20 protein-coding genes are annotated in these 26,495 nt (G+C 54.1%); 15 read left to right on the top strand and 5 right to left on the bottom strand.

Translation table 11 applies throughout. The features are described 5' to 3' along the window. Positions 1 to 168: 168 nt before the first annotated feature. Both FLT43_RS15845 and FLT43_RS15840 read right to left on the bottom strand, forming a co-directional pair. Positions 169 to 1,572: an ABC transporter substrate-binding protein gene (locus FLT43_RS15845; protein WP_115057791.1), complete on the bottom strand. Its 1,404-nt coding sequence runs from the start codon at positions 1,570 to 1,572 to the stop codon at positions 169 to 171. Positions 1,573 to 1,576: 4 nt separating this feature from the next. Then, a complete protein-coding gene (locus FLT43_RS15840) occupies positions 1,577 to 2,749 on the bottom strand; it encodes an extracellular solute-binding protein (protein WP_244951384.1) in 1,173 nt (390 codons plus the stop codon). A 481-nt stretch (positions 2,750 to 3,230) separates the two neighbouring features. On the opposite strand from FLT43_RS15840, the gene FLT43_RS15835 reads away from it, so the two are divergent. Then, positions 3,231 to 4,877, top strand: coding sequence for a helix-turn-helix transcriptional regulator (locus FLT43_RS15835; RefSeq protein WP_244194015.1), 1,647 nt, complete (start codon positions 3,231 to 3,233; stop codon positions 4,875 to 4,877). A gap of 112 nt (positions 4,878 to 4,989) precedes the next feature. On the opposite strand, the gene FLT43_RS15830 is transcribed toward FLT43_RS15835, so the two are convergent. Further along, a complete protein-coding gene (locus tag FLT43_RS15830) occupies positions 4,990 to 5,925 on the bottom strand; it encodes a DMT family transporter (RefSeq protein ID WP_087440451.1) in 936 nt (311 codons plus the stop codon). Positions 5,926 to 6,026: 101 nt separating this feature from the next. Here FLT43_RS15830 and FLT43_RS15825 point away from each other — a divergent pair, with 101 nt between their 5' ends. The 8 genes from FLT43_RS15825 (at position 6,027) to FLT43_RS15795 (ending at position 16,983) form a co-directional block, all read left to right on the top strand. After that, positions 6,027 to 7,370 carry an aminotransferase-like domain-containing protein gene (locus tag FLT43_RS15825; protein WP_087440452.1) on the top strand — a complete coding sequence of 448 codons (1,344 nt, stop codon included), beginning with the start codon at positions 6,027 to 6,029 and terminating at the stop codon, positions 7,368 to 7,370. A gap of 242 nt (positions 7,371 to 7,612) precedes the next feature. Continuing rightward, entirely contained in the window at positions 7,613 to 8,428 is an 816-nt protein-coding gene (locus FLT43_RS15820; protein ID WP_087440453.1) for an MIP/aquaporin family protein, read from the top strand. Between the two features lie 57 nt (positions 8,429 to 8,485). Further along, on the top strand, positions 8,486 to 9,976 hold the full coding sequence (glpK, locus tag FLT43_RS15815) for a glycerol kinase GlpK (RefSeq protein ID WP_087440454.1): 1,491 nt from the start codon (positions 8,486 to 8,488) through the stop codon (positions 9,974 to 9,976). 272 nt (positions 9,977 to 10,248) lie between these two features. Then, positions 10,249 to 11,931 (top strand): glycerol-3-phosphate dehydrogenase/oxidase, encoded by a 1,683-nt coding sequence (locus FLT43_RS15810; RefSeq protein WP_087440455.1) that lies wholly within the window; start codon positions 10,249 to 10,251, stop codon positions 11,929 to 11,931. Between the two features lie 1,128 nt (positions 11,932 to 13,059). Beyond that, a complete protein-coding gene (locus tag FLT43_RS15805; RefSeq protein WP_087440456.1) occupies positions 13,060 to 13,794 on the top strand; it encodes an MBL fold metallo-hydrolase in 735 nt (244 codons plus the stop codon). Continuing rightward, positions 13,775 to 14,350, top strand: coding sequence for a TetR/AcrR family transcriptional regulator (locus tag FLT43_RS15800; protein ID WP_087440457.1), 576 nt, complete (start codon positions 13,775 to 13,777; stop codon positions 14,348 to 14,350). Before FLT43_RS15805 ends, FLT43_RS15800 begins: the two co-directional genes overlap by 20 nt. Further along, the gene (locus tag FLT43_RS29360) at positions 14,347 to 14,520 is read left to right on the top strand and encodes a hypothetical protein (protein ID WP_164776417.1); all 174 of its coding nucleotides are present in this window, start codon (positions 14,347 to 14,349) and stop codon (positions 14,518 to 14,520) included. The genes FLT43_RS15800 and FLT43_RS29360 overlap by 4 nt, the downstream gene beginning before the upstream one ends. Positions 14,521 to 14,670: 150 nt before the next feature. Next, positions 14,671 to 16,983, top strand: coding sequence for an ATP-dependent DNA helicase (locus FLT43_RS15795; protein ID WP_087440458.1), 2,313 nt, complete (start codon positions 14,671 to 14,673; stop codon positions 16,981 to 16,983). Positions 16,984 to 17,053: 70 nt separating this feature from the next. Here FLT43_RS15795 and FLT43_RS15790 read toward each other — a convergent pair whose 3' ends face one another. After that, a complete protein-coding gene (locus tag FLT43_RS15790; RefSeq protein ID WP_087440459.1) occupies positions 17,054 to 17,761 on the bottom strand; it encodes an SGNH/GDSL hydrolase family protein in 708 nt (235 codons plus the stop codon). A 269-nt stretch (positions 17,762 to 18,030) separates the two neighbouring features. On the opposite strand from FLT43_RS15790, the gene FLT43_RS15785 reads away from it, so the two are divergent. The 6 genes from FLT43_RS15785 (at position 18,031) to FLT43_RS15760 (ending at position 24,644) form a co-directional block, all read left to right on the top strand. Next, a complete protein-coding gene (locus FLT43_RS15785) occupies positions 18,031 to 18,642 on the top strand; it encodes a DUF1836 domain-containing protein (protein WP_087440460.1) in 612 nt (203 codons plus the stop codon). A gap of 71 nt (positions 18,643 to 18,713) precedes the next feature. Continuing rightward, positions 18,714 to 19,814 (top strand): AI-2E family transporter, encoded by a 1,101-nt coding sequence (locus FLT43_RS15780; protein WP_087440461.1) that lies wholly within the window; start codon positions 18,714 to 18,716, stop codon positions 19,812 to 19,814. A 99-nt stretch (positions 19,815 to 19,913) separates the two neighbouring features. Next, the gene (locus tag FLT43_RS15775; RefSeq protein WP_087440462.1) at positions 19,914 to 20,438 is read left to right on the top strand and encodes a hypothetical protein; all 525 of its coding nucleotides are present in this window, start codon (positions 19,914 to 19,916) and stop codon (positions 20,436 to 20,438) included. Positions 20,439 to 20,578: 140 nt separating this feature from the next. After that, entirely contained in the window at positions 20,579 to 21,073 is a 495-nt protein-coding gene (locus FLT43_RS15770) for a MarR family winged helix-turn-helix transcriptional regulator (protein ID WP_087440463.1), read from the top strand. Further along, on the top strand, positions 21,070 to 22,797 hold the full coding sequence (locus FLT43_RS15765; RefSeq protein ID WP_087440464.1) for an ABC transporter ATP-binding protein: 1,728 nt from the start codon (positions 21,070 to 21,072) through the stop codon (positions 22,795 to 22,797). Before FLT43_RS15770 ends, FLT43_RS15765 begins: the two co-directional genes overlap by 4 nt. Next, positions 22,794 to 24,644, top strand: coding sequence for an ABC transporter ATP-binding protein (locus FLT43_RS15760; protein WP_087440465.1), 1,851 nt, complete (start codon positions 22,794 to 22,796; stop codon positions 24,642 to 24,644). Before FLT43_RS15765 ends, FLT43_RS15760 begins: the two co-directional genes overlap by 4 nt. A 195-nt stretch (positions 24,645 to 24,839) precedes the next feature. Here FLT43_RS15760 and FLT43_RS15755 read toward each other — a convergent pair whose 3' ends face one another. After that, positions 24,840 to 26,162, bottom strand: a complete 1,323-nt coding sequence (locus FLT43_RS15755) for an IS4 family transposase (protein WP_115057776.1) — start codon at positions 26,160 to 26,162, stop codon at positions 24,840 to 24,842. Positions 26,163 to 26,495 lie beyond the last annotated feature (333 nt).

Raw genomic sequence — 26,495 nt, 5'->3', positions numbered from 1 at the left:
AAAAGCAAGCAACCACGTTAAGGTAGCATACACATTGTCCTGCCCGGTAGGGTCAAAATGTCCTGAAGTTGGAAGGTTGAAGGTCAGGGCAAGGAGGAGACGGGCACGTGAACAAGCCCGATGCGAATCCAGCACCGGGCTTGTTCCAATAGAGATGAATGAACCCCGTTATTTCTCTTCCGTCCGGGCATTGAACGAATCAAGCTCCGCCTGGCCTCGTGTCTGAATCTTCTGTACGGCCTGATCAACACTTTGCTTGTCCGCGATAATCGATTCGAGTTCTTCCCTTACGATCTCTGCGAACGATGTCCGGAATGCAGGCGGGACTTGGCGGATTTGCCGCAGTTCTTCTCCGCTCTGCGGTCTGATTTTATAGAATACCTCAATCTCTTCAGGGTCGAAATGGTCGTAGCGGTCCTTATTGTATGCGTAACGCGCCAGCAGATTACCCCCGTCTTTGGTACGAGATTTAGCTTTTGCCCATTCATCGCCGTTGATGAACTTCACAAGCTCCCAGGCTGCTGCTTTGGCGGTAGAGTCGGCCCCAATGCCATATATTTCATACACAGAGATCTCGTTTGCGGATTGCGGATTTACGGGATCGATAGGAACCGGTACAACTCCCCAACGCAGCGGCTCTTCCGGGGGAATGGAATTTTCCCTGATTTGGTTTATATCTTGCAAGTCCTGCGCTGTAGAATCACCCATGACGAGCATGGCGACTCTGCCCGCTAGGAATGGATCATCGACCAGCATCCTGCTTGGATCAACCTCCACGGGAAAATAGACAGAATTGGAGGTCATGCTCCGGACCGCTAGCTTCGTTATTCGCTTCCAGCCGTCCGAGTCGAACAGCAATCGTGTCCCCGAAGCATCGATCAATGCGATCTGCTCGGTCTTGGCGATGCTCTCCATGAGCGCAAATATAGAACTATCGCTAGAGAATGGCTGAGTAAACCCGTATATCCGTTCTTCTGGGGAACCTTCAACCGGAAAGCGTGCAGCCAAATCAAGCACTTGTTCCCAGGTCATCTTATCCTGGGGCGGCGTCACCCCGTACCGCTCAAATAAGTCCTTGTTATAGTATAGGGCCCAACTCATAAATGTTGGGGACAGTCCGTACAGTGTTCCGCGGCCCTTCATTTTAATCGCGTCGATAACTGGGGGATAAATCCCGTCCAGCGAGAACTTGTCCCGTTGAATCCATGGCGCCAAATCAATGAGCTTACCCGCAGCCGATACCGTTTCGAATCTGACGGGACCAAGTTTCAGAACATCAGGCTGTTCCTTCGAGATATAGGCAAGCAATGCCTGCTCATTCTCTTTTGCCGTTAACTCGGGGTTATACTCCGGCTCCTTGATGATGTGAAAATCGACATTCGGATATTTGAGTTGAAACTGCTCACCGAACCGATTATAGAACTCCTCCCCTTCCCAAGGGTACATGATTTTTAAGGTAACGGGCTTGTTCGGGTCGAAGGTCTCGGTATGCTTGTCGGCACAGCCTTGCAGCAGCAGGATCAAGCCGAGGAGCAGCCATGCGATGTTCGGTGCGCGAAGCCGATTCATCATAGCCTTATTTCCCCTTCTTGGCCCATGCTTGATCTAGTTCAGACTGCAATTTCGTGTGAAGTCCGGCTAACATGGAGTCAAGGCTCAGTGTGCCATTCAAGGCAGATTTGAATGCCGCGCTCCCTTCTTTAAGAAAAGCTTGCCAGATATCCGGTTGGTTCGGATCATACGTCGTTTTGATCGGAGCCAGCTGGTAGAGGCCGCTAAGGTCGACTTTATTGTTCCACTTCTTGCAGCATTCGTTAGTCGGTACCCCTGTCATAAATTCGCCATCTTTTAGGTACCCTTTGGCAAACTCCTCGCTGTTGACGAACTCAATGAACTTCCAAGCCGCATCCGCATGTTTCGACTCGGCGCTAATGCCGAACATATGATTGGCTCCAGCTGCCGAACTTATCGGACGGGCGGGATTCACCGGCTCGGATACAACGCCCCACTCGAACTTGATGTTTTGCAGCTTAATCGAGCGAAGAAAGAAAGAATCATCTACCGTCATTGCCGCGTTGCCTTTGAGAAAGGCTTCTTTATTCGTCGTAATTGCATTTTTTTTGGCAGCCTTGAGCACCATCTCGAAGATCGGTTTCCATTCTTTGGTGTTGATCGTAATGTTCTTGCCGCCCTTGCTGACATCCCGATATGTCAGATTATAGGAGCGTGAGATTGTGTCGGCCAAAGAGAATAAATGATGGTCATAATCAAACCCTTCAACCTTATCCGAGCCCGCTTTGTTCTTGAATTCAGCGGCTAGATCCATCACTTCCGCCCAGCTCATTTTGTTTTTTGGGTACTTGATCTTGTATTTATCGAATAGGGTTTTGTTATAAAACAGGCCTTTGGTCATAAATGTCGGCGAGAGCGTGTAGAGTTTGCCTTTTACTTTCATGGAATTCACAATATTTTGATTCATATTGGCCAGCTTGATGGATTTGGATTGGGCAATATAGGGCTCTAAATCGACCAGTCTGCCCTCAGCCACATATTTCTCCAAGCTATCCTGATCGGGCAGCAGCAGATCCGGCCTTTCCTTATCCTCCAGCTTACGCAGTTCATCACCCCGAAGCACCGCTCTCTTTTTCTCGTTTAGTGTCGGGATGACCTTGATTTCAATATTTGGGTACTTGGCCGTAAATGCATCCCCGAAGCTCTCGTTAAAACCTTTTTCGGAATAGGCCAACACCTTCAAGGTCACTTTCTCGCTGGAAGCATCCGCCTGACCCGGGAGCATGAGCAAAAAAAAGCTGCAGATGAGCGTCCATGCCATCAGCTTTGTTTTCAATTCCAACTCCTCCTTCTTCTTGTATAAAAAAGCACGACCAGGTTAAGGTAGCATACGGATTGTCCTGCCCGGTAGGGTCAAAATGTCCTGAAGTTGAAAGTTGGAAAAGAGTCGTGTCTCCCAGAGCTTTCTTTTTCCGTCTTTTCATGGTACATATGAATTTAGAAATCTATTCCAACACAATATTCTATCTATTCTATTGGGGTTGTTTTTTATGAATTTGAGCAACAAACGTGTTTCCAAGCTGGACGGGCTAGTGCTCCTGGCACGCATCTTATTTTTTGTGTGGACTCTTCTTCTTTTAAAAAATGAATATTTGGGATCTTTTCTTACCATCGATGCCATCCTATTCATTGTGTTATATCTTCAAGTTCCTATTATCTTGCTAGCATTTCGTTATCAGGCGTATATCATTGCCGATGTATTGATTACCGGCGGATTTTCCATCTACACCGCTATAGATCTCGGTTTTTACTTCATGTTCTTTCCGGCGGCGTTCACGATGGGGTATTTTCATAGAAATACGAAGAACTGGGTTGTGCCTATGCTTGCCATTGCGACTCCTCCTGTGGCAGCATGCTTCTCGCCGGATGCGTCTTGGGGAGCATCGGTGTTTGGCACTTTGTTTTTGGCGGCATGTTTTTATTTCATTGGATTCGGTCTGCGCAAGCTCGGAGATGTTATACGCACGGCCAAGCGCAAGCTTGCCGTCATTAAGGAGCAATACGAGATTATTGAACAGCACCCGTTCCAGACGGAACGGACGCTGCGCTTGGAGGAGCGCTGCCTGGCCGCACGTGAGACCACGAAGACGGTCTATCACCTTCTTACGATAGCAGGGTCTGAGTTGGATGCGCTTCGCCAGCATGTCACTTCAGTAGATGGCATGAAGCGCTTAGAATCGCTGAGAGCATCCATCGAGGCAGAGCGGGATCAGCTTCATGATCAGCTGCGGAGTCTGGAGCAGCCGGGATATGACCTGCCGCTAGAGGCTTTTATTGAAGCGGTCGCAGACGATTGGAGCAGGCAAGAAGGCGTTCCCGTATCCTTCCGGAAGCTTGGGAATGCATATCCGGTTGATCAGGACACGCAGCAGTTATTGTACCGCTGTGCATGGGAGGCGATGGCCAATGCTTGTTGGCACGGCCAAGCGGGTTCTATTCACATGACCCTGCAATATGCCCCAACGCACATCACGCTGCAGATAGAGGATAATGGAAAGCGGCCTGATTGGCTGCCGTTCGGCTCGGATCTGTCTCCTGTGAAAGAGCGTCTGACCATGCTGGGAGGCGATATCCATCTTTATGCCGGTGTGGACGGAGGAATGATGATGACCGTAACGGTACCGAGCGAAGCGGCAGCTCCCGTCGAACGGATTGAGATTGTAGTCATGGGGGATTCTCCTGCATGGCGCGAGCATGTCGTGAACCTTTTGAACGAAGAACGGGATTTCCGGGCGATCGCGGCAGATCATGAGGCTCAGGCCGGAGAAGTCGTGAAGCATGCACAACCGGATATTATACTGCTGTCCGTACATTGGGATGGAACAGACAGGAGAGATTGGATAGGACGCATCCGGGAAAAAGGGAAGGGAACAGACACCCGCGTTATCGTTATCGTTAACGAAGGGGAGGAACGTATAAAGGCGGCTCAGGCGCTGCGCTGCGCGGTTGACGGATATGCATCGCAAGAGGCTGGCGCGAAGGAACTCGCCGCTACCATTCGATTCGTGCATTGCGGCGGCAGGATGATCCCGGAAGGAGGGCATGAACCGGCAGGCCGGCACAGCGGAGGCTCACTCGCCCCATCCGTTCGCGTATCAGGCGAGAATCCGTTCTCGTTGACAAGCCGGGAGATGGATATTATGAAGGGATTAATGCAAGGGCTTCGTTATAAAGCCATTGCGTCCCGGCTGCATCTGTCGGAACGCACGGTGCGGAATTACATGCCGTCTATTTATGCGAAGCTGAACGTAAGCAACCGCGATGAGGCGGTGGAGAAGGCGAGGAAGGAATCGTTGATATCTTGAAGGCAGGCCTATGCGCAAATGCATAGGCCCTGCTCAATTTACAGTGACTGGAACCGATCTTCGAAGCCATTTTCAGGCTGGCTCTCTTGGTCATTAGAATGCCATCGACTTGTCATGAGGCCGAGCGGGAAGGACGCTTCTTCGCCTTGCGGGCCGACGGCAGGTTCGTGACGATGACGCCGCCGAGGATGGCGATGCCGCCGATCACATGATAGTAGCCTAAGCTCTCATGCAGGAACAAGACGCCGGCGACAATCGTAATCAGAGTGGCGACATGGCTGAATACACTCATTTTGGCCGCCTCGAGGACGGACAAGGCATAGTTCGACATGAAGGACGTAACCAAGGAAGAAAGAATGCCCAGATATAAGACCGGCAGCAAATACCGCGGATCTCCCATCGGCGCCCACCAGGATGACAGGGTGCCCTCGATAAGATGGCTGCCAATGGACAGCCCATTGAACGCGATGAAGCCGAAGCCAGTCATAACGTAGGTCAGCAGCGGCAGCGAATACGCCTTGGTCAAGGAGCGCGCGAAAATATTGTACAGCGCGGCGCACAGGGCCGACAGCAGAATCAGCGCGATTCCGATCAGGCTGAAGCTGGCTCCGCTCATTCCTCCCATGAGCAGCATGAAGATGACGCCGGCGGACGATACGGTCAGAGCGATCTTTTGCATGAAGGTAGAGCGCTCCCGCAGCAGGCCAGACGCCAGAAATACGGTCAGGATCGGCACGGTCGCCTGGATGATGCCAGCTTCGGATGAGGTGGTGTAGACGAGACCGAAGGTCTGAAAGACAAAGAACCCGGTCGGGTAGAGCAGCGCCAGCGGCATGATGTTAAGCAGATCGGACCAACGTATGGAGAAGGACGGCCGCTTCACGGCGAGAATCAGCGTGGCGGCGGCAAACGCGATCGTAAACCGGTGGGCCAGCACGTCAAGCGGATCGGCACTCTCCAGCGCTATCGTGACAAATAGGAATGAAAAGCCGATAATACAAGCATAGATAAGCGCGGCGGCGTAAGCTTTGATCAAGTGTTGCTTCATACTTGTTCCCCTCCTGTCTTGTTCCTTTATTGTACGGAGCGGGACATGAGGCAACAACGACCGTATTCGCATTCTGTACCGGTACAGATAGGAGTGGAACCGTGAAGAAATATGAAGCCATCATGCGGGACATCAAGCGGCGGATTGAGGCCCGAACGTTGGGACAGGGGGCAAAGCTGCCATCAATACGTGCCTTGGCCCAGGCCTTCCAGTGCAGCAACAGCACGGTGATTCAGGCGCTGCAGGAGCTGGAGAAGGAGCATGTCATCTACTCCATTCCGCGCAGCGGCCATTATGTCGTGAATAAGGCGCAGCCGCAGATGGCCGAGTATGCGGAAGGCTATGACTTTGCCGCCTCCGCGCCCAATGTGCGGCAGTTTCCGTATGTTCATTTTCAGCATTGCATCAATCAGGCGATCAATTTGTATCAGGAGGAATTGTTCGTCTACGGCACACCGAACGGGCTGCCGTCTCTAATTCGGGCGGTGCGCGCCCAACTGGAGTCGTATCAGGTGTTTGCGAACGAGGGCAACATCGCCATTACGTCCGGAGTGCAGCAGGCGCTGGCGCTGCTGAATGCGATGCCTTTGCCCAACGGGAAGACGAAGATCGTCGTCGAGCAGCCTGGATATCATTTGTTCCTGGCGCATCTGAAGCTTCACAACACGCCGGCCCTCGGCGTGGAGCGGACCGCACGGGGAGTCAACCTTGTCCGTCTGGAGGCGTTATTCAAGCGCGGGGATATCCGCTATTTTTACACGATGCCCCGCTTCCACAATCCGTTGGGGACCTCATTGAGCAATGCCGACAAGCAGCGGATTGTCGAGCTTGCCGACCGGTACGATGTCTATATTATCGAGGACGATTACTTGGCTGATTTCGAGCAGGATGCGGGTCAGATGCCGATGTACTACTACGATACGAATCAACGGGTCATCTACTTGAAAAGCTACTCCAAAATCATGTTCCCCGGGCTTCGCGTCGGCGCCGCCGTGCTGCCGGATGCGCTTGTCGGCGCCTTCCAGCAGCATAAGCTGACGACCGATATCGACAGCTCAATGATTTCTCAAGCCGCCCTGGAGCTCTATATTACGAGCGGCATGTTCCAGCGGCATCGCGACGAGGTGAGGGAATCGTATATCAGCAAATCGAGACGGCTGTATGCTTCCTTAAGCAAGCATGCCGAGCCGTTCCTGAAGCCGGGGACGTTCGCGCATCCCGCATCCGTCTGCATGAAGGCGCATATCGTGCTGCCGAACCGGATCGATATGGGGGCGCTGCTGCGCAGGCTGCGGCAGCGGCATGTCTATGTGGGGGACATGAAGGAGCATTATCTGGAGAGCTGCTACCCCGAGAAAATCATGAAATTGAATGTCTCCAAAGTGGCGGAGGAACGAATCGAGGAGGGCGTGGCTCTGATTGCCGACGAATTGAGCCGGGCCTAGCATGGTCCCGGAACGAAAAATGTGCCCAAAATGTGAAAAACCATTTGACACCGCTTCCAAAATAGAATAAACTGTGAACTAAGTTAATGATGTTGCGGAGACATGGAGATCTACTTGCGGACGCGCTGATCGCCCCCTAATTTTGGAGAGCTATCGCGTGGATGGACAGGTAGGTCTTTTTTGCGTTCCCGTCGAATAATGCTATTTATTGACTCGTGACTCGAAATCAAGGGGGACTTGAGATGTCGGCATTTTTGGGGGAACTGATTGGGACGATGATTTTGATAGCACTTGGAGGAGGTGTATGCGCGGGCGTATCCTTGAAGCGGTCCTACGCGGCGAATTCAGGCTGGATCGTCATCGCGATGGGCTGGGGGCTGGCCGTCGCCATGGCGGCCTATGCGGTCGGTCCGATCAGCGGGGCGCATCTGAATCCGGCGCTGACGGTAGGGATGGCTCTGCTTGGCGCCTTTCCTTGGGCGGATGTGCCCGCTTATATCGCGGCGCAGCTCCTCGGCGCCATGGCGGGAGCCGTCCTTGTGTATATGCATTATTTGCCGCATTGGAAGGTGACCGAGGACGCGGGCGCCAAGCTGGGCGTATTCGCGACCGGGCCGGCAGTGCCGCATCTTTTTGGTAATCTGATGAGTGAGATTATTGGGACATTCATTCTCGTGCTCGGTATTTTGGCGATTGGCGCTAATGAGCTTACCGCCGGGATCGGCCCGTTCATTGTCGGCTTTCTTATTGTCAGCATCGGCTTGTCGCTGGGCGGAACGACCGGGTACGCAATCAATCCCGCGCGCGACCTCGGCCCCAGAATTATGCATATGCTGCTCCCCATTCCAGGCAAGGGCGGTTCCAATTGGGGATATGCCTGGGTTCCTGTCGCAGGCCCGATGATTGGGGGCGCATTGGGCGGACTATTCTACAAGACGGTGTTCCTCGGGCAAGCGGACACCCTCGTCTGGGTCGTATCCGGGATCGTTCTCGTCATCTTGGTCATCGCATTGCTCACTTCCCGGCGAGGCGGCAAAGTATCCGAACAGGCAAAATGATAGGTGCTTAAGCGCAGTCCATGGCGCAGTTAATGATATGAATGGGAGGAATCGGTAATGGAGAAGTATATTTTATCGATTGATCAGGGGACGACCAGTTCCCGGGCGATTTTGTTCAACAGATCCGGTGAAATAATTCATATGGCCAAAAAAGAGTTTACGCAAATTTTCCCTGAACCGGGGTGGGTCGAGCATAATGCGCAGGAGATCTGGGGAACCGTGCTCGCCGTCATTGCGACTTGTCTGATTGAATCGGGCGTGAAGCCGATCCAGATCGCCGGCATCGGCATTACGAATCAGCGCGAGACGGCCGTCGTCTGGGATAAGGAGTCAGGCCGCCCGATCTATAACGCGATTGTATGGCAATCGCGGCAGACGAAGGCGATCTGCGACGAACTCCAAGCGGCGGGACATAGCGAACGGTTCCGCGACAAGACCGGGCTGCTGATCGATTCTTATTTTTCCGGCACGAAGGTGAAGTGGATACTTGATCATGTCCCGGGCGCCCGGCAGAGAGCGGAACGCGGGGAGCTGCTGTTCGGCACGATCGATACGTGGCTGATCTGGAAGCTGACCGACGGGGAAGCGCATGTGACGGATTACAGTAACGCGTCCCGTACGCTGATGTACAACATCCATGAACTGAAATGGGACGATGAGCTGCTGGAGATTCTGGACATTCCGAAGCAGATGCTGCCTGAGGTGCGTTCATCCTCCGAGATCTACGGCCAGACGGCCGACTATCATTTCTTCGGCGAGCGGGTTCCGATTGCCGGCATCGCCGGAGACCAGCAGGCCGCCCTGTTTGGGCAAGCCTGCTTCACACCGGGAATGGCCAAAAACACGTACGGAACCGGGTGCTTCATGCTTATGAATACGGGCGAGCAGGCCGTTCAATCCTCTCATGGATTGCTGACGACGATTGCGTGGGGAATCGATGGCAAGGTAGAATATGCGCTCGAAGGCAGCGTGTTCGTGGCCGGTTCGGCGATACAGTGGCTGCGCGATGGCCTGCGCATGTTCAAAGATGCGGCCGACAGCGAGCAATATGCGAGCCGCGTCGATTCGACCGATGGCGTATACGTCGTGCCGGCCTTCGTCGGGCTGGGGACGCCATATTGGGACAGCGAAGTGAAGGGCGCCGTCTTCGGCTTGACGCGCGGCACGTCGAAGGAACATCTGATTCGGGCGACGCTGGAGTCTCTCGCGTATCAGACGCTGGATGTGCTTCAGGCGATGGAGGCGGATTCTTCGATTGAATTGACGACGCTGCGCGTGGACGGGGGAGCGGTGCACAATAATTTCCTAATGCAGTTCCAGAGCGATATGCTGGGCGTCCCGGTGGAACGACCGCAAGTCAGCGAGACGACCGCGCTGGGAGCAGCCTATCTGGCCGGTCTCGCGGTCGGCTACTGGGAGAGCCGGGAGGAGATTTCCTCGCTCTGGAGCATCGAACGCGACTTCCAGCCGGCGCTGCCGAAGGAGCGGCGGGAAGCCTTGTACGAAGGATGGAAGACCGCCATTGCGGCTACCAAAGCATTCAAATAAGCCGGACTACCAGGGACAATGGATATGCTAGGGACACCGGGATTCCTGAGATGATAGCGAAGTCGTGGAATGATGGATATCGGCCGGGAACTGAGCTATCGCATGCAGGCAGGATTCAAGGGTATCATGGTACACAAGTTAATAAAATTATTCAGTTGGAGAACGTGAAGAACTGCAATCACATTACAGTCTATGGCTGTGATGTTGTTGCAGTTTTTTCTGTCGGAGAGACAACCTATATTTTACAGTTACTGCAACGAGGAGGTTCACCTATGACAACGACAACATTCTCTTCTGCACATCGCGAGCGGATCGCACAGGCTATAGGCATGGAGACGCTGGACGTCATTGTAATCGGCGGCGGCATTACCGGAGCAGGCATCGCGCTCGATGCGGCGACCCGCGGTTTGACGACGGCCTTGTTCGAGATGCAGGATTTCGCGGCCGGAACATCCAGCCGTTCGACGAAGTTGGTGCATGGCGGGCTCCGGTACTTGAAGCAGTTCGATATAAGCACGGTAGCCGAGGTCGGTAAGGAACGGGCCATTGTCTATGAGAACGGCCCTCATGTGACGACTCCGGAATGGATGCTGCTGCCGATTCACCGCGGCGGTACCTTCGGCAAGTTCAGCACAAGCATTGGCTTGCGCGTCTATGACTTCCTCGCCGGTGTCAAGCATAGCGAGCGCCGGCGCATGCTGTCCGGGCAGCAGACGATAGAGCGCGAACCGCTGCTGAAGCGGGAAGGCTTGCTGGGCGGCGGTTATTATGTAGAGTACCGGACGGATGATGCGCGCTTGACGATCGAAGTCATGAAGGAAGCCGTGCGTCACGGCGCGATGGCGCTCAACTATATGAAGGCCGACTCCTTCCTCTATCAGAATGGGAAGCTGCACGGGGTGCGCGTCGTGGATCAAGCGGACGGCAAGGAGTATGAGTTCTATGCCAAGACGATCATTAATGCGGCGGGTCCATGGGTGGATGAGCTTCGCGACCGGGATCATTCCAAGACGGGCAAGCATCTTCAATTGTCCAAAGGGGTGCATCTCGTCATCGACCAGACGAAGTTCCCGCTCAAGCAGGCGATCTATTTCGATACGCCCGACGGGCGGATGGTCTTCGCGATTCCGCGTGACGGCAAGACGTATGTCGGCACCACCGACACGTTCTACAAGGGCGATCCCGCCCATCCCGTCATGACCAAGGAAGACCGCGATTATATTATGGGCGCTATCGCGTTCATGTTTCCCTCAGTACGGCTAACCGCCGACGATATCGAATCGAGCTGGGCCGGGGTCAGACCGCTCATCTTTGAAGAAGGCAAGAATGCCTCCGAGATCTCGCGCCGGGATGAAATCTGGCAGTCTCCTTCCGGTCTGATCACGATCGCCGGCGGCAAGCTGACCGGATACCGCAAGATGGCGGAGACGGTCGTCGATCTTGTCATGCAGCGGCTGGTGAAGGAAGACGGCCGCACGTTCGTGCCGGTCAAGACGAAGCGGATGCCGATCTCTGGCGGCGATGTCGGCGGGTCTTCCTCCTTCCCGAGCTTCGTGGAGGCGAAGATGGAGGAGGGCGTCCGCCGCGGTCTGGATGCCGCGCTAGCCCAGCGGTGGGCTCGCATGTACGGCTCGAATGCGGACCGTCTGTTCGCACTGGCGGAACGGTATCGCGACGAAGCCGCATCCGGCGGCCTACCGCTCGAGGTCCTCGTTCCGCTCGTATACGCGGTGGAGGAAGAGATGGCGCTCAAGCCGGCAGACTTCTTCATTCGAAGAACCGGCGCCCTGTTCTTCGACATCGATTGGGTCCGGCAATGGAAGGAGCCGGCCATCAAGTGGATGGCCGCTCACCTCGGCTGGACGCCGGAGCAACAGGCGAGCGGTGCCGCAGAGCTGGACCGCTATCTGCATGAAGCGGTCGTTCCGCAAGCGGAAGCGGCCGTGGAGCCATAAGGGACCGGATGGGGACAGGCAGGAGGCAGGGACTCAGGGGGAACTTGGGGGAAACTCGGGGGAAACCTGGGATGACCTAGGGAAACCGGGGGATAAATGGAATCAAGGGGAACTCGGGATAGCCTAGGGAAACCAAGGGGATAGGGGGGAGCGGCGGACGTCCGGGGGCCGCGAGATCCCCCAATTCCCCAAAGCGCATCGGGCGGCCGGGAACCGCCGAGGCAAAGCCGTAAAAGTGCAGTATTTGCATGTCGGCGTCTATGCCGTGATCGGAATGCTGCAAAAGTGCAGTATTTGTAAGTCGGCGTCCAGGTCTTGATCAGAATACTGCAAAAGTGCAGGAATTTCGACCTTATCGACTGAAGAGTAGACAAAATATAGCGAAAAGATGTAGTTTTGCAGGAATTCCATCGAAACTGTGCTTATACGGCGTAAATTGATGCTGTTATGCAGGATTTTTACTTAACCGGGGCAATCGGACTAGCTGAAACATCTGAATTAACCGGACTAGCCGAACTTTACACTAACCAAACTAGATAAATAACTAAATTGACTATACTACCTGACGAACTAAACTAGCTGAAAAGATGGACTAACCGTGTAACTTACTAACTAAACTAACCGAAATTACCGACTTAATTGAACCAACCAAACAAAGAAATTAAACTAGCTAAAGAAACTAAACTAGCTAAACAAACTGAACTAACAGAAATTATCGACTTAATTGAACCAACCAAACTAAACAAACTAAGATAACTAAACTAACTGAACTAACTATACTATCTAGACTAACTAAACCAACTAAACCAACTAAACCAACTGACCCCCTGGACTAATTGAACCTTCGGGCGAACCTATCCAGCCGGATAGATTAGAGCAACCTCGCCAAGTCGAACAAATGGAAGCCATGCCGGTGCGCAGCGTCAAGAAACACCCGTGAAGGGTGTTTTTTTCTTGTCCTGCCTGCATGAATCCCGCTGTTCAAAGCCTGCAATGCCGCATTACTGTCACTCCCCGGGGAAGACATTTTGCTCAAAATATGTGACGAAGTAAAATAAATGATTGCATTAACTAATAATATTAGTTATTATGCTAATATAATTAGTTAAGCAATCGGAGGTGATTGCCATGCGCGTAACCCGCCATGAGCATGTCTATCAATTAACGTGGTTCCCGGGACTGTTCCCTGTAAATGTTTATCTGGTCGAAGAAGAGGAGGAGCTTACCTTGATCGATGCCGGGCTGTTCCTGAGTCTGAAGGGCATCCTACGAATGGCCGCGAAGCTAGGCAAGCCGATTACCCGCATCGTCTTGACACATGCTCATGACGACCATGTCGGTTCACTGGATGCGTTGAAGGAGGTCTTGCCGCAAGCGGAGGTATCTATCTCGCAGCGGGATGCCAAGCTGCTGCGCGGCGACCGCTCGCTGGAGCCGGGGGAGCCCGAGACGCCGATTCGCGGCGGGGTGCCGACCACGGTCAAGACGGTGCCGGATCGGCTGCTGCGCGATGGCGATCGCATCGGCTCCTTGCTTACCGTCGCCGCGCCGGGACATACGCCGGGGCTGATGGCCTTCCTCGACACGCGCACTCGAGCGCTTATTGCCGGTGATGCCTTCCAGACGCAGGGCGGCGTGGCCGTATCCGGCAAGTTGAAGCTGCGGTTCCCGTTCCCGGCGTTCGCCACCTGGAACTTGGGGGAATCGATCGCCAGCGCGCGCAAGCTGCGCGCGTTGGAGCCGACCTTGCTGGCGGCCGGCCATGGGCCGATGCTGCCGCGTCCGGCGGCAGCAATCGACAAGGCGATTCAAGAAGCAGAACATGTATGGAGGAATCAGCATCATGCCAAGGAAATCCATTGATCGATCATTAATTGTGCACACCGCCGCAGAGATAGCGGATGCGGACGGCCTCAGCCAAGTGACGCTGGCCGCGATTGCGGGGCGGCTCGGCATCAAGTCGCCTTCGCTGTACAATCATGTTCAGGGACTAACGGGGCTGCGCACCGGGCTGGCGCATTACGGCCTGATGCAATTGAGAGAGTCGCTGGCGCGCGCAGCGGTTGGGAAATCGGGCGAGGCAGCCATCGACGCCATCGGGTTCGCATACGTCAACTTCGTCCGTCAACATCCGGGAGTATACGAAGCGACGATGTCGCCGCCTGATTTCAATGACCCGGATATTCAAGCCGCATCCGCCTCGATATTAGAGCTGCTGCTCGATGTGCTTGGCGAATATAAGTACGAGCAGGCCGATGCCTTCCATGTCGTGCGCGGTCTGCGCAGCTTGCTGCATGGCTTCGCTACGCTGGAGATGAAGCAGGGCTTCCGCATGGAGCTGGAGCGGGATGAGAGCTTGAAGCGGATGCTTCATACGTATGTGCGCGGGCTGGAAGCAACAGGTCCGGGAGTGAAGTGAGCTGCTCCGTTCTGCTCGCTGAAGATGAGCTGTCTGAAGAAGGGCTGCCTGCAGAAAAGCTGTCTGAAGAAGGGCTGCCTGCAGAAGATCTCGCTGCAGAAGGGCCTGCTGCAGGCTTGCCGCAGACGGCTTGCTGCAAGGGCTGCAAGCGCTGGATACAGGCGGACTAGCTGCGCGGGCGGCTGTAGGTGGCTGCGGGGGACGCGCGGCATCTGTGGCGCGATCGAGAACGCTGCGCATCCGGCACTGCGGCCTGAATTGCGGTATAATCGGGATAATGAGTTACAGATTCAGGCAAAAACAGGAATCGGGAGAATGCGATGACGTATACGATACAATTATCCGTACGTTCGCTGGTGGAGCATGTGTTCCTGAGCGGCAGCATCGACAGCGGCTTCCGGGCCGCCAGCTCGATGACGGACGGGACGAAGGCCCATCAGCGGGTGCAGGAAAGATACGGAGATACGGACCAAAAGGAAGTGTATTTGCAGGCCGGCATCCGGTACGGCGATCTGTGCTTCAAGATCGACGGCCGCTGTGACGGCCTGCTTCTGTCCGGCGAGGAGACGATAGACGAGATCAAGTCGACATCGGGGGATGTCAGCTTGATTACGGAGGATGCGTATCCCGTGCACTGGGCGCAGGCTTGCTGTTACGCCTATATGTATGCGAAGGAGCGTGGCCGCGATCGGATGGCGGTGCAGTTGACCTATGTCCATGTCCGCACGGAAGAGGCGAAGCGATTCAAGCGGGAGCTGACCTTCGCCGAGCTGGAGGCCTTCGTGCTGGACGTTATCGGACGGTATGCTCCGTACGCGGCGATGCGGCGGGATCATGAACAGCGGCGGCAGGAGAGCATCCGGGAGCTGCCGTTCCCGTTCGACGCGTACCGGGCAGGGCAGCGGAAGCTGGCCGGCGCCGTATATACGTCGATCGCGCAGGAAAGCGGCCTGTTCGCCATGGCCCCGACCGGCATCGGCAAGACGATGTCGACCTTGTACCCTGCGGTCAAGGCGATGGGAGAAGGGCTGATCCGGCGGATTCTCTATATTACGGCCAAGACGACGACGCGCACGGCCGCCGAGGATGCCTGCGTGCGGATGGCGGCGAAGGGACTCTGCATGCAATCGGTGACGTTGACGGCCAAGGACAAGATCTGCTTCCAGGATGAGACCCGCTGTCAGCCGGATTATTGCGAATATGCCGACGGCTATTATGACCGGATTAACGGGGCAATCATGGATATTTTGACTCATGAGACGCAGATGACCCGTCCGGTCATTGAACAGTACGCCCGCAAGCACCGGGTATGCCCGTTTGAATTTTCGCTCGATCTCGCGTATGCGGCCGATGCGGTCATTTGCGATTATAATTATGTGTTCGATCCGCGCGTCTCGATGAAACGTTGGGCGGAAGAGCAGAAGAAGGAGACGGCGCTCCTGATCGATGAGGCGCATAATCTCGTCGACCGGGCGCGGGACATGTATTCGGCCGAGCTGGTCAAGTCCGCGTTCCTGCAGCTGAAGCGCGAGTTCAAGCGAGTGAATCGAGCGATCCACGACGCAGCCGATGCGGTGAATGCCTATTTCGTCGCCTTGCGGAAGCGGTGTGCGGATCAGGGCGGCCTGACGGACATGGAGCGGCCCGAAGAGCTGCTGGCGCTGCTGGACGGATTCATCGCCCAAGCCGAACCGGTGCTGCTGGGCGGCGGCAGCTCCCCGTCCCACACGATGCTTCTCGACGCCTATTTCGCCGCATCAACCTTCATCCGTATCGCGAAGCTCTACGATGAGCGATTCACGACGTATGCCGAAGTCGAACGCAATGAGGTCCGGATCAAGCTATTCTGTCTCGATCCGTCCTTTCTGCTCGCTCAGTCGGGCAAGCGGTACCGATCGATTGTCCGCTTCTCCGCGACCTTGACGCCGATGTCGTATTATATGGACCTGTTGGGCGGCAATCGGGAAGAGGACTACACGCTCTCTCTTCCTTCCCCGTTCGCCCAGGAGCAGTGGGATGTGCGGCTGCATCCGCTCTCAACCCGGTACCGGGATCGGGAACGGACGAAGCTGCCGCTCGTGCAGACGATTTGCCGCTTGGTAGAGGAGCGGAGCGGCAATTATTTGGTGTTCTTCCCTTCGTATCCGTACTTGCAGGAGGTATACGAAGCCTTCCTGGCGGAAGGAAGCCCGGTTGATACGCTGGTGCAGGAGGCACGAATGACAGAGGAGGAACGGGAGCGGTACCTGGATGCATTCCAGCCAGATCGGGCAGGCACGCTGGTCGGGTTCGCGGTGCTCGGCGGCGTATTCTCGGAGGGGGTCGACTTGCAGGGAGACCGGCTGACAGGAGTCATCATCGTTGGCGTCGGCCTCCCTCAGCTCGGCCTGGAGCGGAACATTATTCGGGACTACGTCAATCGTACGGGGAAAAACGGGTACAACTATGCCTATGTCTATCCCGGGATGAACAAGGTGCTGCAGGCCGGAGGAAGGCTGATCCGTTCGGAGCAGGATACCGGGACGCTGGTGCTGATCGACGACCGGTTCCTTCAGCCGCCTTACCGGCAGCTGCTGCCGCGGGAGTGGTTGAATTACCGGCTTCCCGGCACGGATGAGCCTAATATCGAGTAAATCAAGCAAGCCGGGTGATCGCCTTGCATAGACGGTCATCCGGCTTATTTCCCGTGGTAAGCGATACATTTCATTTCAACAAATGGCAGTAACGGCTCTCCAAATAGCTCATCAGCTCCTGGGCAATCACCTGGTGTCCTTGCTCGTTCGGGTGAATTCCGTCGGCGCAAAGGTAGGTCCGGTAATCGAAGGCTCGCAGGAACGCGCCTCTCACGTCGATCCAGCGCGTATTCATCTCCTCTGCGACGCGGATGATGGCGGCATTGTAGCGTTCATGCCACCAATATATCCGGCTGACGCTGCCCAGCCAGGACAGGATGTTCGCGGCGGCGGAGTCGTCGTTCTTGCTGACCCACCGGAAATACCGCTCCGCGTCCAGCGGCGGCAAGGACATCAGCACTGGAACAATCCCGTTGTCCTTCAAAGTGCGGATCATGTCCTTCAACGTCTGCGTGTAACGCTCCAGATCCGTGTTCGGCTCATGTAGATCCCCAGGCTGCCGGGCGATCTTTTCCCAATCGAAGTCGCAATCATTGCCCCCGAATTCAAGCAGCACGATATCCGGGCGCCGGCTCAGGACATCCTGCTTCAGCTTCTCGGCTCCCTTCGTAATGACGCAGCCGAATCGCCCCGCGTTCGTCACGATCCCGTTCAGGCGGCGCTGAACGAGCTGCCCGAAGCTATCGGTCAGCTTCGCGTATCTGCCCTTCTCTTCATCGTACACGATCCCCTTCGCAATCGAATCGCCGTACAAGACGATATTGCATGGCTTTTCCATATCTAATCGAACCTCCCATGAAATAGTATCCGGATATCTCGCTTTATTTATGAGTGTCGCGTGCCCGCGCATCGTATGTGTTAACGAAACTTACTATGTAGTAATAAAAACTACATCATGTTATATATGAATTATAACATGTGATTTATAGAAGTAAATAGAAGAGTTTTTTGCATTGTAGCCTCTTGTCTTTTTCATATGGTAGTATGGAGAAATGAACGGGACAGCATCATTTCTGCTGGGCCCCCAGGCATGAAGGAGAGGAAGACATGGAAGACGCAACCGCGAAGGAGCATATCGAAGCTCTGTACCGGGGCATCGCGGGCATGCCGGACATCGAGCCGGCGGAAATCCCGAAGCTCGATCTGTATATGGACCAGGTCATCACGTTGTTCGAAAGCGTGCTGGAGCCGACGAAGCGGCATCCCGAGGACAAGCTGCTGACCAAGACGATGATCAACAATTACACCAAGGACAAACTGCTGCTTCCGGCGAAGAATAAGAAGTATTCTCCCGAGCATATCATTCAAATGGCATTGATTTATCATTTGAAGCAGACGCTGTCCATCGGTGACATCAAAACGTTGTTCCAGGGCACGCTTCACCGGGAGGACGTGGACGGATGGAAGGTGTACGAGCAGTTCCTGCGGTTGAAGGAGGAGCAGGCTCCTCAGTTGGAGAGTGCCGTATCGGCTCAGACCGAAGCGGTGGCTTCGGCCGGGGAGAACCAGGCCTTGACGCTACTGGCCGTATTAACCTTCATTCATCAGGCGAATACGTATAAGCGTCTGGCTGAGAAGCTGATTGACGATCTGGAGAAGCGTATGGCGAAGGACAAGGACAAGGATAAAGACAAAGAGAAGAGCAAAAAGTCCTCCTGATTCGCTGCTATACCGGCCTGCCGTCCGGAACATACGGCCACCTACACCACGAAGAAGTTCAGGAGGGAACGATGTTCAAGGATCGCAAAACATTGTACTATTTGGGCCTGTTCACCGCGGGTCTGCTGCTGTATAAGCTGGTGGACAATATTGGGGGCGTCCTGCAATTTTTCTCTACGCTGATGTCTCTGATGACGCCTTTTTTCATTGCGTTTTTTATCGCTTATTTGCTCCGTCCGCTGGTCAACGCGCTGGAGGAGAAGCTGTTCTCCCGGCAGCGGCTGCGCAGGCTGTACAGCATTCTGATTGTCTATACGCTATTTCTCGGACTGATCTTCATCGTTATTACGGTCATCACCCCGAGAATTATTGAGAGCGTAAGCACGCTGCTCGCGGGCTTGCCCCAATATATCGCGGGGACGGAGCAGTGGATACGCGGCCACGTGCTGGAGCAGGAATGGTTCGCCCAATCCGGAATCGATGCCAGAGTCGGGGAGTTCCTCTCTTCCGCTTCCAGCCAGATCAGCGAGTTCGTCCGGCTCATCCTCAACAATTTGCTGTCCGGATTGCTGTCGATCACGACGACGCTCCTGAATCTCGTCATCGGCTTCATCGTATCTATCTATCTCCTGAAGGACAAGGAAGCGATCAGCCGTGGCACACAGAAGATTCTAGTCGCCCTGTTGGGACAGAGCCGGGCGGCATCGATAGTCGACTTCGTCAAACGAATTGATACGACCTTTTCGCAATACTTTGTGGGCGTCATTTTGGATGCGATGATTATCGGTTCTATCGTATTTGTGGGGCTGCTGATTCTACAATCGCCGTTTGCGCTGCTAGCCGCGCTCGTCGTGGGCGTCACGAATGTCATTCCTTATTTCGGACCGTTCATCGGCATGCTGTTTGTCGGTCTGATCACCTTGTTCGTTTCCCCGATGCAGGCGCTGTGGAATGTGCTGTTTATATTCATTATCCAGCAGCTGGACGGCTATTATATCGGCCCGAAGGTCATCGGGAACAAGGTGGGTATCGGCCCGCTGTGGATTATTTTCGCGATTATTATCGGGGGCGGCTTCTTCGGGCTCATCGGGATGTTCATCGCGGTTCCTGTGGTGGCGGTCATCAAGACCGCGTTCGACTCCTATATCGAGCGCCGCTTGTCGTCGAAGTAATCCGGCTGTTCTTGCAGATGGGCTGCGGTTTCGCAAGCAGGATGAGGTGGGCTTCTAGGCAGGTTCGGCGGCCTGCCTCATGAACAGGAGCGGATTCCAATGAAAAAATGGGCTATTCTGGCTGGACTCTTCCTTATCGGGTTGACAGCGGCCTTATTGTTCCGTCCTCAAGCTGAGTCGGCCGAGGGGTGGTTGAAGCATCAGGGGTTTGATGCCAGGCTGCTGCATCAGGACACCATACCAGGAGGCATCGACATTATCGTTTTTCATGACTTGAATCTGAAAGAGATGAACATCGCCTTTTTACAATCAAGCGGGTTGAAAAGAAGCGGGGTGGTGCGCAGTGACTTCCCCCATACCTATCCTCCCGAGTCGATAAGCTATAAATATTCTCTCGTTCCACTCGGCAGCACTGGCCTAGCCGTACTCTACGGCCTCGTCACCGATCCGAATGTCTCTCAGGTGGAGGTTCGCATTCCGCGCGACGAACAAGAAGAGGTCATGGATATCAAGATTGCGCCGGTCATTCGATCGTCATATGGGGCAGTCTGGTACACCGTGCTGGAAGAAGAGCTCACCGGCGCACAATCAGTCAAGATACAACTGCATGGACTCAAAAAGTAGGCTGTTCCTCTTTTCCTGTAAAGAGGGGCAGCTCCTTTTTTTGGAGTTTGACATCGGTAAGCTGCGAAAATATAATTAGTTTACCAAATAAATAGGTTACCTAACTAATTTAATTTTTAGGTAACGAGGGGGTAAACGAGATGCATGAGGAGGGAACGACAACCGAGCGGCTGATGAGGGCCTTCAAGCTGTTCAACAAGGCGGAATGGCATCGCCGTTCGATTGAAGGACATAAGCCGAGCGAGCTGCATGTCATGATGGTTCTCATTCGTTCGATGAAGCGGGAGAAGCACGGGCTGATGGTGTCAGAGATTAGCAACATGCTTCATGTCACTTCACCGACGATTACGCAATTAATCAAGGGCATGGAGAGCAAAGGGCTCGTCACCCGGAACGCCGATCCCGAGGATCGGCGGGTCATACGGATTGCGCTGACCGACAAAGGAATCGCGGTAACGAAAAAAGCGAAAGCCGTCATGACGGAATATTTCAACGGGCTGATTGAGTACTTGGGTGAGGAGGATAGCGAGAAGCTGGCTGAGCTGCTCACCAAAGTGCATACGTATTTTCACGACAATCCTCCAATCCCATGGAGGGAGATAGAAAAGCGCACGAGTGGAGATGATCATGAATGATGAAATTATTCCGCTTCCTGAAGCCATTCCGGCTTCCGGTGGCCTTTGTGCTGGGGCTGGTTTTCTTCCAGTCGCTGGCCGAGCTGTATCTGCCTACGCTGATGTCGGACATCGTCGATATCGGCATTGTTAGCGGAGATACGGCTTATATTTGGAAAATGGGCGGGTGGATGCTCCTGGTCGCAGCAGGCGGAACGTTATGCGCCATCGGGGGCAGCTACTTGTCTGCGAAGGTGGCGTCCGGCTTCGGGCGCAATCTGCGGCGGCGCTTGTTCACCCATGTGGAGAACTTCTCGCTGCAGGAATTCGACAAGATTGGGACGGCATCCCTGATTACACGGACGACCAATGATATTACCCAGGTTCAGCAGGTGCTGGTCATGATCCTCCGGATGATGATCAGCGCGCCGATGATGTGTATCGGCGGCATTATTATGGCGGTCTCGAAGGATGCGAAGCTGACGCTGGTGCTGGCGGTCGTCATTCCAGTGCTGGCTTTGGCCATTTTTGCCGTGGCCAGCAAAGGGATTCCGCTCTTCAAGGCAATGCAGAAAAAGCTGGATAAGCTGAACCTTGTCCTGCGCGAAAATCTAACCGGAATCCGGGTCATCCGTTCCTTCAACCGGATTAACCATGAGCAACAACGGTTCAACGAAGCGAATGCCGACTTGACCAGCACGGCCTTGAAGGTGAACCGCATCATGGCGTCGATGATGCCGATCATGATGATTACGCTGAATTTCTCGACGATTGCGATCATTTGGTTCGGAAGCATTCGGATCGACAATGGGAACATGCAGGTCGGTGCCTTGATGGCCTTTATTCAATACGCGATGCAAATTATGTTCTCTGTTATTATGGTTTCCATTATTTTTGTGATGATTCCAAGAGCATCCGCGTCTGCGGCCCGGATTAACGAAGTACTCAGCATGGAGCCGGAAATTCACGATCCAGCCGAAGCGAAGCGGGCGGCCGGCAGACGGGCCCATATCCAATTCGACAATGTCACCTTCAGTTACCCGGGGGCAGAGATGCCGGCCCTCTCGAATATCTCGTTCGAGACCGGTCCGGGAGAGATGACCGCGATCATTGGCGGAACCGGGGCTGGCAAGTCGACGCTAATCAGCTTGATACCGCGCTTCTATGATATCGAGAGCGGCAGTATCCGGGTGAATGGCGTTGACGTCCGGGAGTGGAAGCAGGAGGAGCTGCGGGAGAAGATCGGTCTCGTGCCGCAGAAGGCCGTGCTGTTCACCGGAACCGTGACGGACAATATCCGCTATGGCAAGGAGGACGCGACCGTCGAAGAGGTGAAGCATGCAGCCGATATCGCCCAGGCGACGGACTTCATCTCCCATATGCCGGAAGGCTTCGATTCTCCGATCGCACAGGGCGGTTCGAACGTATCCGGCGGGCAGAAGCAGCGCCTGTCGATTGCGCGGGCCTTGGTGCGGCGTCCGGAAGTGTATATATTCGACGACAGCTTCTCGGCGCTTGATTTCAAGACCGATGCGAAGCTGCGCGCGGCGCTTCGGCCGGAGACCCGGGATGCGGCCGTTCTGCTGGTCGCCCAGCGGGTCAGCACGGTAATGGATGCCGATCGAATCATTGTGCTGGATGAAGGACAGATCGCGGGAATAGGCACGCATCATGAATTGATGGAGACGTGTCCGGTGTACCGCGAGATTGTATCCTCCCAGTTGTCAGAGGAGGAGATCGCATGAGTAGAGATAAGAGACCAAAAGCCGGCGGACACCGCGGCCCGATGGGCGGGCCGCCGATGGGGATGCCTGTGGAAAAGGCGAAGGATTTCAAGGGCACGCTCAAGCGGCTTGTCGGCTATTTGAAGCCGCGGAAATATCAGCTGATTGCGGTCCTGGTGATGGCCATACTCAGTACCGTGTTCACGATTCTGGGCCCGAAAATTATGGGGCAGGCAACCACCTCGCTGTTCGAGAGCTTGATGGGAAGAACCGCCATAGATTTTGCCTTCATTTGGGATATTGTGCTTAAATTAATGGCATTGTATGTGGTAAGTGCACTGTTTAGCTATTTTCAGCAATATTTGATGGCTGGCGTGGCGCAAAATATTGTGTACGAGATGCGCAAGCAGGTCAATGACAAGCTGAACCGTCTGCCGCTGAAATATTTTGACGCGCGGACGCACGGTGAGATACTAAGCCGGGTGACCAATGATGTCGATAATATCAGCAGCACCTTGCAGCAGAGCTTGACGCAATTGATCACCTCGATCGTGACCTTGGTCGGTGTCGTGGTGATGATGCTGACAATCAGCCCGCTTATGACGCTGATCTGCCTGCTGACACTGCCGCTCAGCTTCGTCGTCACGATCGTGATCGCGAAGCGGTCGCAGAAGCATTTCAAGGGTCAGCAGACGTCGCTTGGGGAATTGAACGGCCATGTCGAGGAAATGTATACCGGCCATAAAATCATTAAAGCCTTCGGGCATGAGGAAAAATCGGTAGCCGCGTTCGACGGGATCAATGAAAAGCTGTATGAATCCGGCTTCCGGGCACAATTCATCTCCGGGATGATCATGCCGCTTATGACCTTCATCGGCAACATCGGCTATGTGCTCATTTGCGTGGTCGGGGGCGTGTTGGTTACCCAGCGCTCTCTCCAGATTGGGGATATTCAGGCGTTCATTCAATATGCGCGGCAGTTCACCCAACCGATTGCGCAGACCGCCAATATTGCCAATATCATTCAGTCCACTGTCGCATCGGCAGAACGGGTCTTTGAAGTACTGGATGAAGCCGAGGAAGTGCCGGAGGCGTCTGCGGCGAAGACGATTGCTCATCCGGCGGGCCAAGTCCGCTTCGATCATGTCCGCTTCGGCTACAAGGAAGATGCGGTGCTGATCGAGGATATGAACATCGACGTCAAGCCGGGACAGATGGTTGCCATCGTCGGTCCGACTGGGGCAGGGAAGACGACGCTGATCAATCTGCTGATGCGCTTCTATGAGATTAACGATGGAGCGATCACGGTCGATGGCGTCAACATCACCGCCTTGGAGCGCGGCAAGCTGCGCAGCCTGTTCGGTATGGTGCTGCAGGATACGTGGCTGTTCAACGGCACGATCCGCGACAATATCGCTTACGGACGCCTGGGCGCGACGGAAGAAGAGATCGTGCATGCGGCCCAGGCCGCGCATGCGGATCACTTCATCCGTACGCTGCCGGATGGATACGATACGGTGCTGAACGAGGAAGCATCGAATATTTCGCAAGGCCAGAAGCAGCTGCTGACGATTGCCCGCGCCATTCTGGCCGATCCGGCGATTCTTATTCTGGACGAGGCGACGAGCAGCGTCGATACGCGTACGGAGCTGTATATCCAGAAGGCCATGCAGGAACTGATGAAGAACCGCACCAGCTTCGTTATTGCCCACCGTCTATCAACGATCCGGGATGCCGATCTGATTCTCGTCATGAATCAGGGCTCTGTGATCGAGCAGGGGACGCATGAGGAACTGCTGCAGCAAGGCGGCTTCTATGCGGATCTGTACAACAGCCAATTTACTGGCCGTCTGGTCGACGCCGGGTAACGCGGCCCACCAAAGGCGCACCTTCGGGTCAATGTCATTAAGTTTAGCTCAAAGACAAGAGCCGAAAACATAGGAATCTAAAACGGCATGGGAAAGACCCTGTGCCGTTTCTTTTTTTATACAAGCAAGGAAAAAAGTGCACGGCAAACAAAGCGGAGGGAAGATCCGCTTAAAAAAATGTTCATATGAAACAAATTATGCTACTCTATAGACGAAGCTAACCACTGATTTGTAGCGTATTTTGCGCGTATTCTGCTGCCCTGGGCGAATGGGTCGAATCGGCAAAATGTTTTTGCGAATCAGCGCTTCAACATCAGGCGGGGGTTCATCGTCCCTTGAGCGCAGGAAGTGTCTACACACGTGAACGGCAACCGTGAAGTTAACTTGATAGGGGTGCCGTTTCTCCATTTGGGAAATGACGACGTGCGAGGTCATCATTTCAGCGAAATTGTACAGGATCATTCTTGCGAATATCTCCTGGGTGATGGACTCTCGTTTCTTTGCATGAAAATTCGTCAGACCGACAGTGTACTTTAATGCCCGGAATGAGGTTTCAATGCCCCATCGCATGTTATACATTGACATGATTTCACCCGGTGGGAAATCCGTGGCGGTAAGATTCGTAATGACGGTCTCAAAAGCGCCACTCGGCAGGACGAAACGAACCACCCGAAAGGAAATCGGATAAAACAAGTTCTCATGCAAATCCAAAAAATCAAAGGTAGACGTGGAAGGAACGAACTTGTAAATCTCGGGATTAGCCTTGACCTCTTTGGTTTGTTTTTTGGTGAGTGTCAGATGAACGTTCCTATCAAACTCTCCGCTAGAGGGCAAACGCAAGCCCGAAAGAATACCATTGGAATCCAAATCCTTTACCCGTATGACATAGTTCCACCCTTTGCGTTCAAGATGCGCGAAATTGTTGTAACTTTCATAACCTCTATCGGCAATCACAATGGTTTTGCCCTTGATTGGAGAACGGTGAACCATAGCAGCCAGCGCCCTTCCCTCGTTGCACAACCTTCGTGGCTGAACAATGGCATCCACGTACAGTCTGTTGCACAAGTCATAGGCAGCGTTCAAATGCAGAAGGTTATAGCCTTTCGTGTTCGGTTGACTTTGAAAATAGGTGTCCGTGTCCGCAGAGTCAGTTGCGATATGCAAATCCGAACCGTCAACGGCAAGTAGCCGATACCCTCGGTAGTCCTTGATATCCGTAACCGATTGCGTAAATGCGTGAAACAAGAATTCCACAGCAGACGGCAGCACTTTATTCCTCTGTTGGACAAAAGCGGAAGTGGTTGCGGTGTTTACGTCATAGCCTTGTGATTCCAAAAGTTCCTTATATATGCTGTTGCCCCCCATGGAGATCAGGAGTTGCATCACCGTTTCAAAGGGCAGCTTTTTCTTTCGGGTAAAATCTTTTTCAGGGTTTTTGACATAAGGAGCTGGTGCGGCTGCCATTTCTCGTATGAGGGATGTCAGCGTTTTTTTTAGCGAATTCGCATACTCATTCATGGACGTGGCCTCCTCGTGTTTCAAGGGTCTTCGCCACACATATCCATCTACCTGTTAAGTCTTGATTTTCTTTCAAAAAAAGAGCGGGCTATCTTTTCGATAACCTGCTCTTGTGCTTGATTATGGTTTCCACGCCTTATCTTAATGACATTGACCTTCGGGTGCGTCTTTTTTAATGTTTTCGACGTGTCATAGTTAAAATGCTGCTCTGGTGCAGTATTTCGTCCCCTTAGAAGTGGGATTTGGTGAAATTCCTGCAAATCTGCAGCCTTTATCCCCTCAAATCGATGCTACAGGCTGAAAGGGGATGAAATTGATGCATATTGTCAGGCT

This window comes from Paenibacillus thiaminolyticus (assembly GCF_007066085.1).
In the GTDB taxonomy this organism is placed as follows: Bacteria; Bacillota; Bacilli; order Paenibacillales; family Paenibacillaceae; genus Paenibacillus_B; species Paenibacillus_B thiaminolyticus.
Note: the sequence above shows the minus strand (reverse complement) of the source record. Positions and strands in the feature narration are given on the sequence as shown.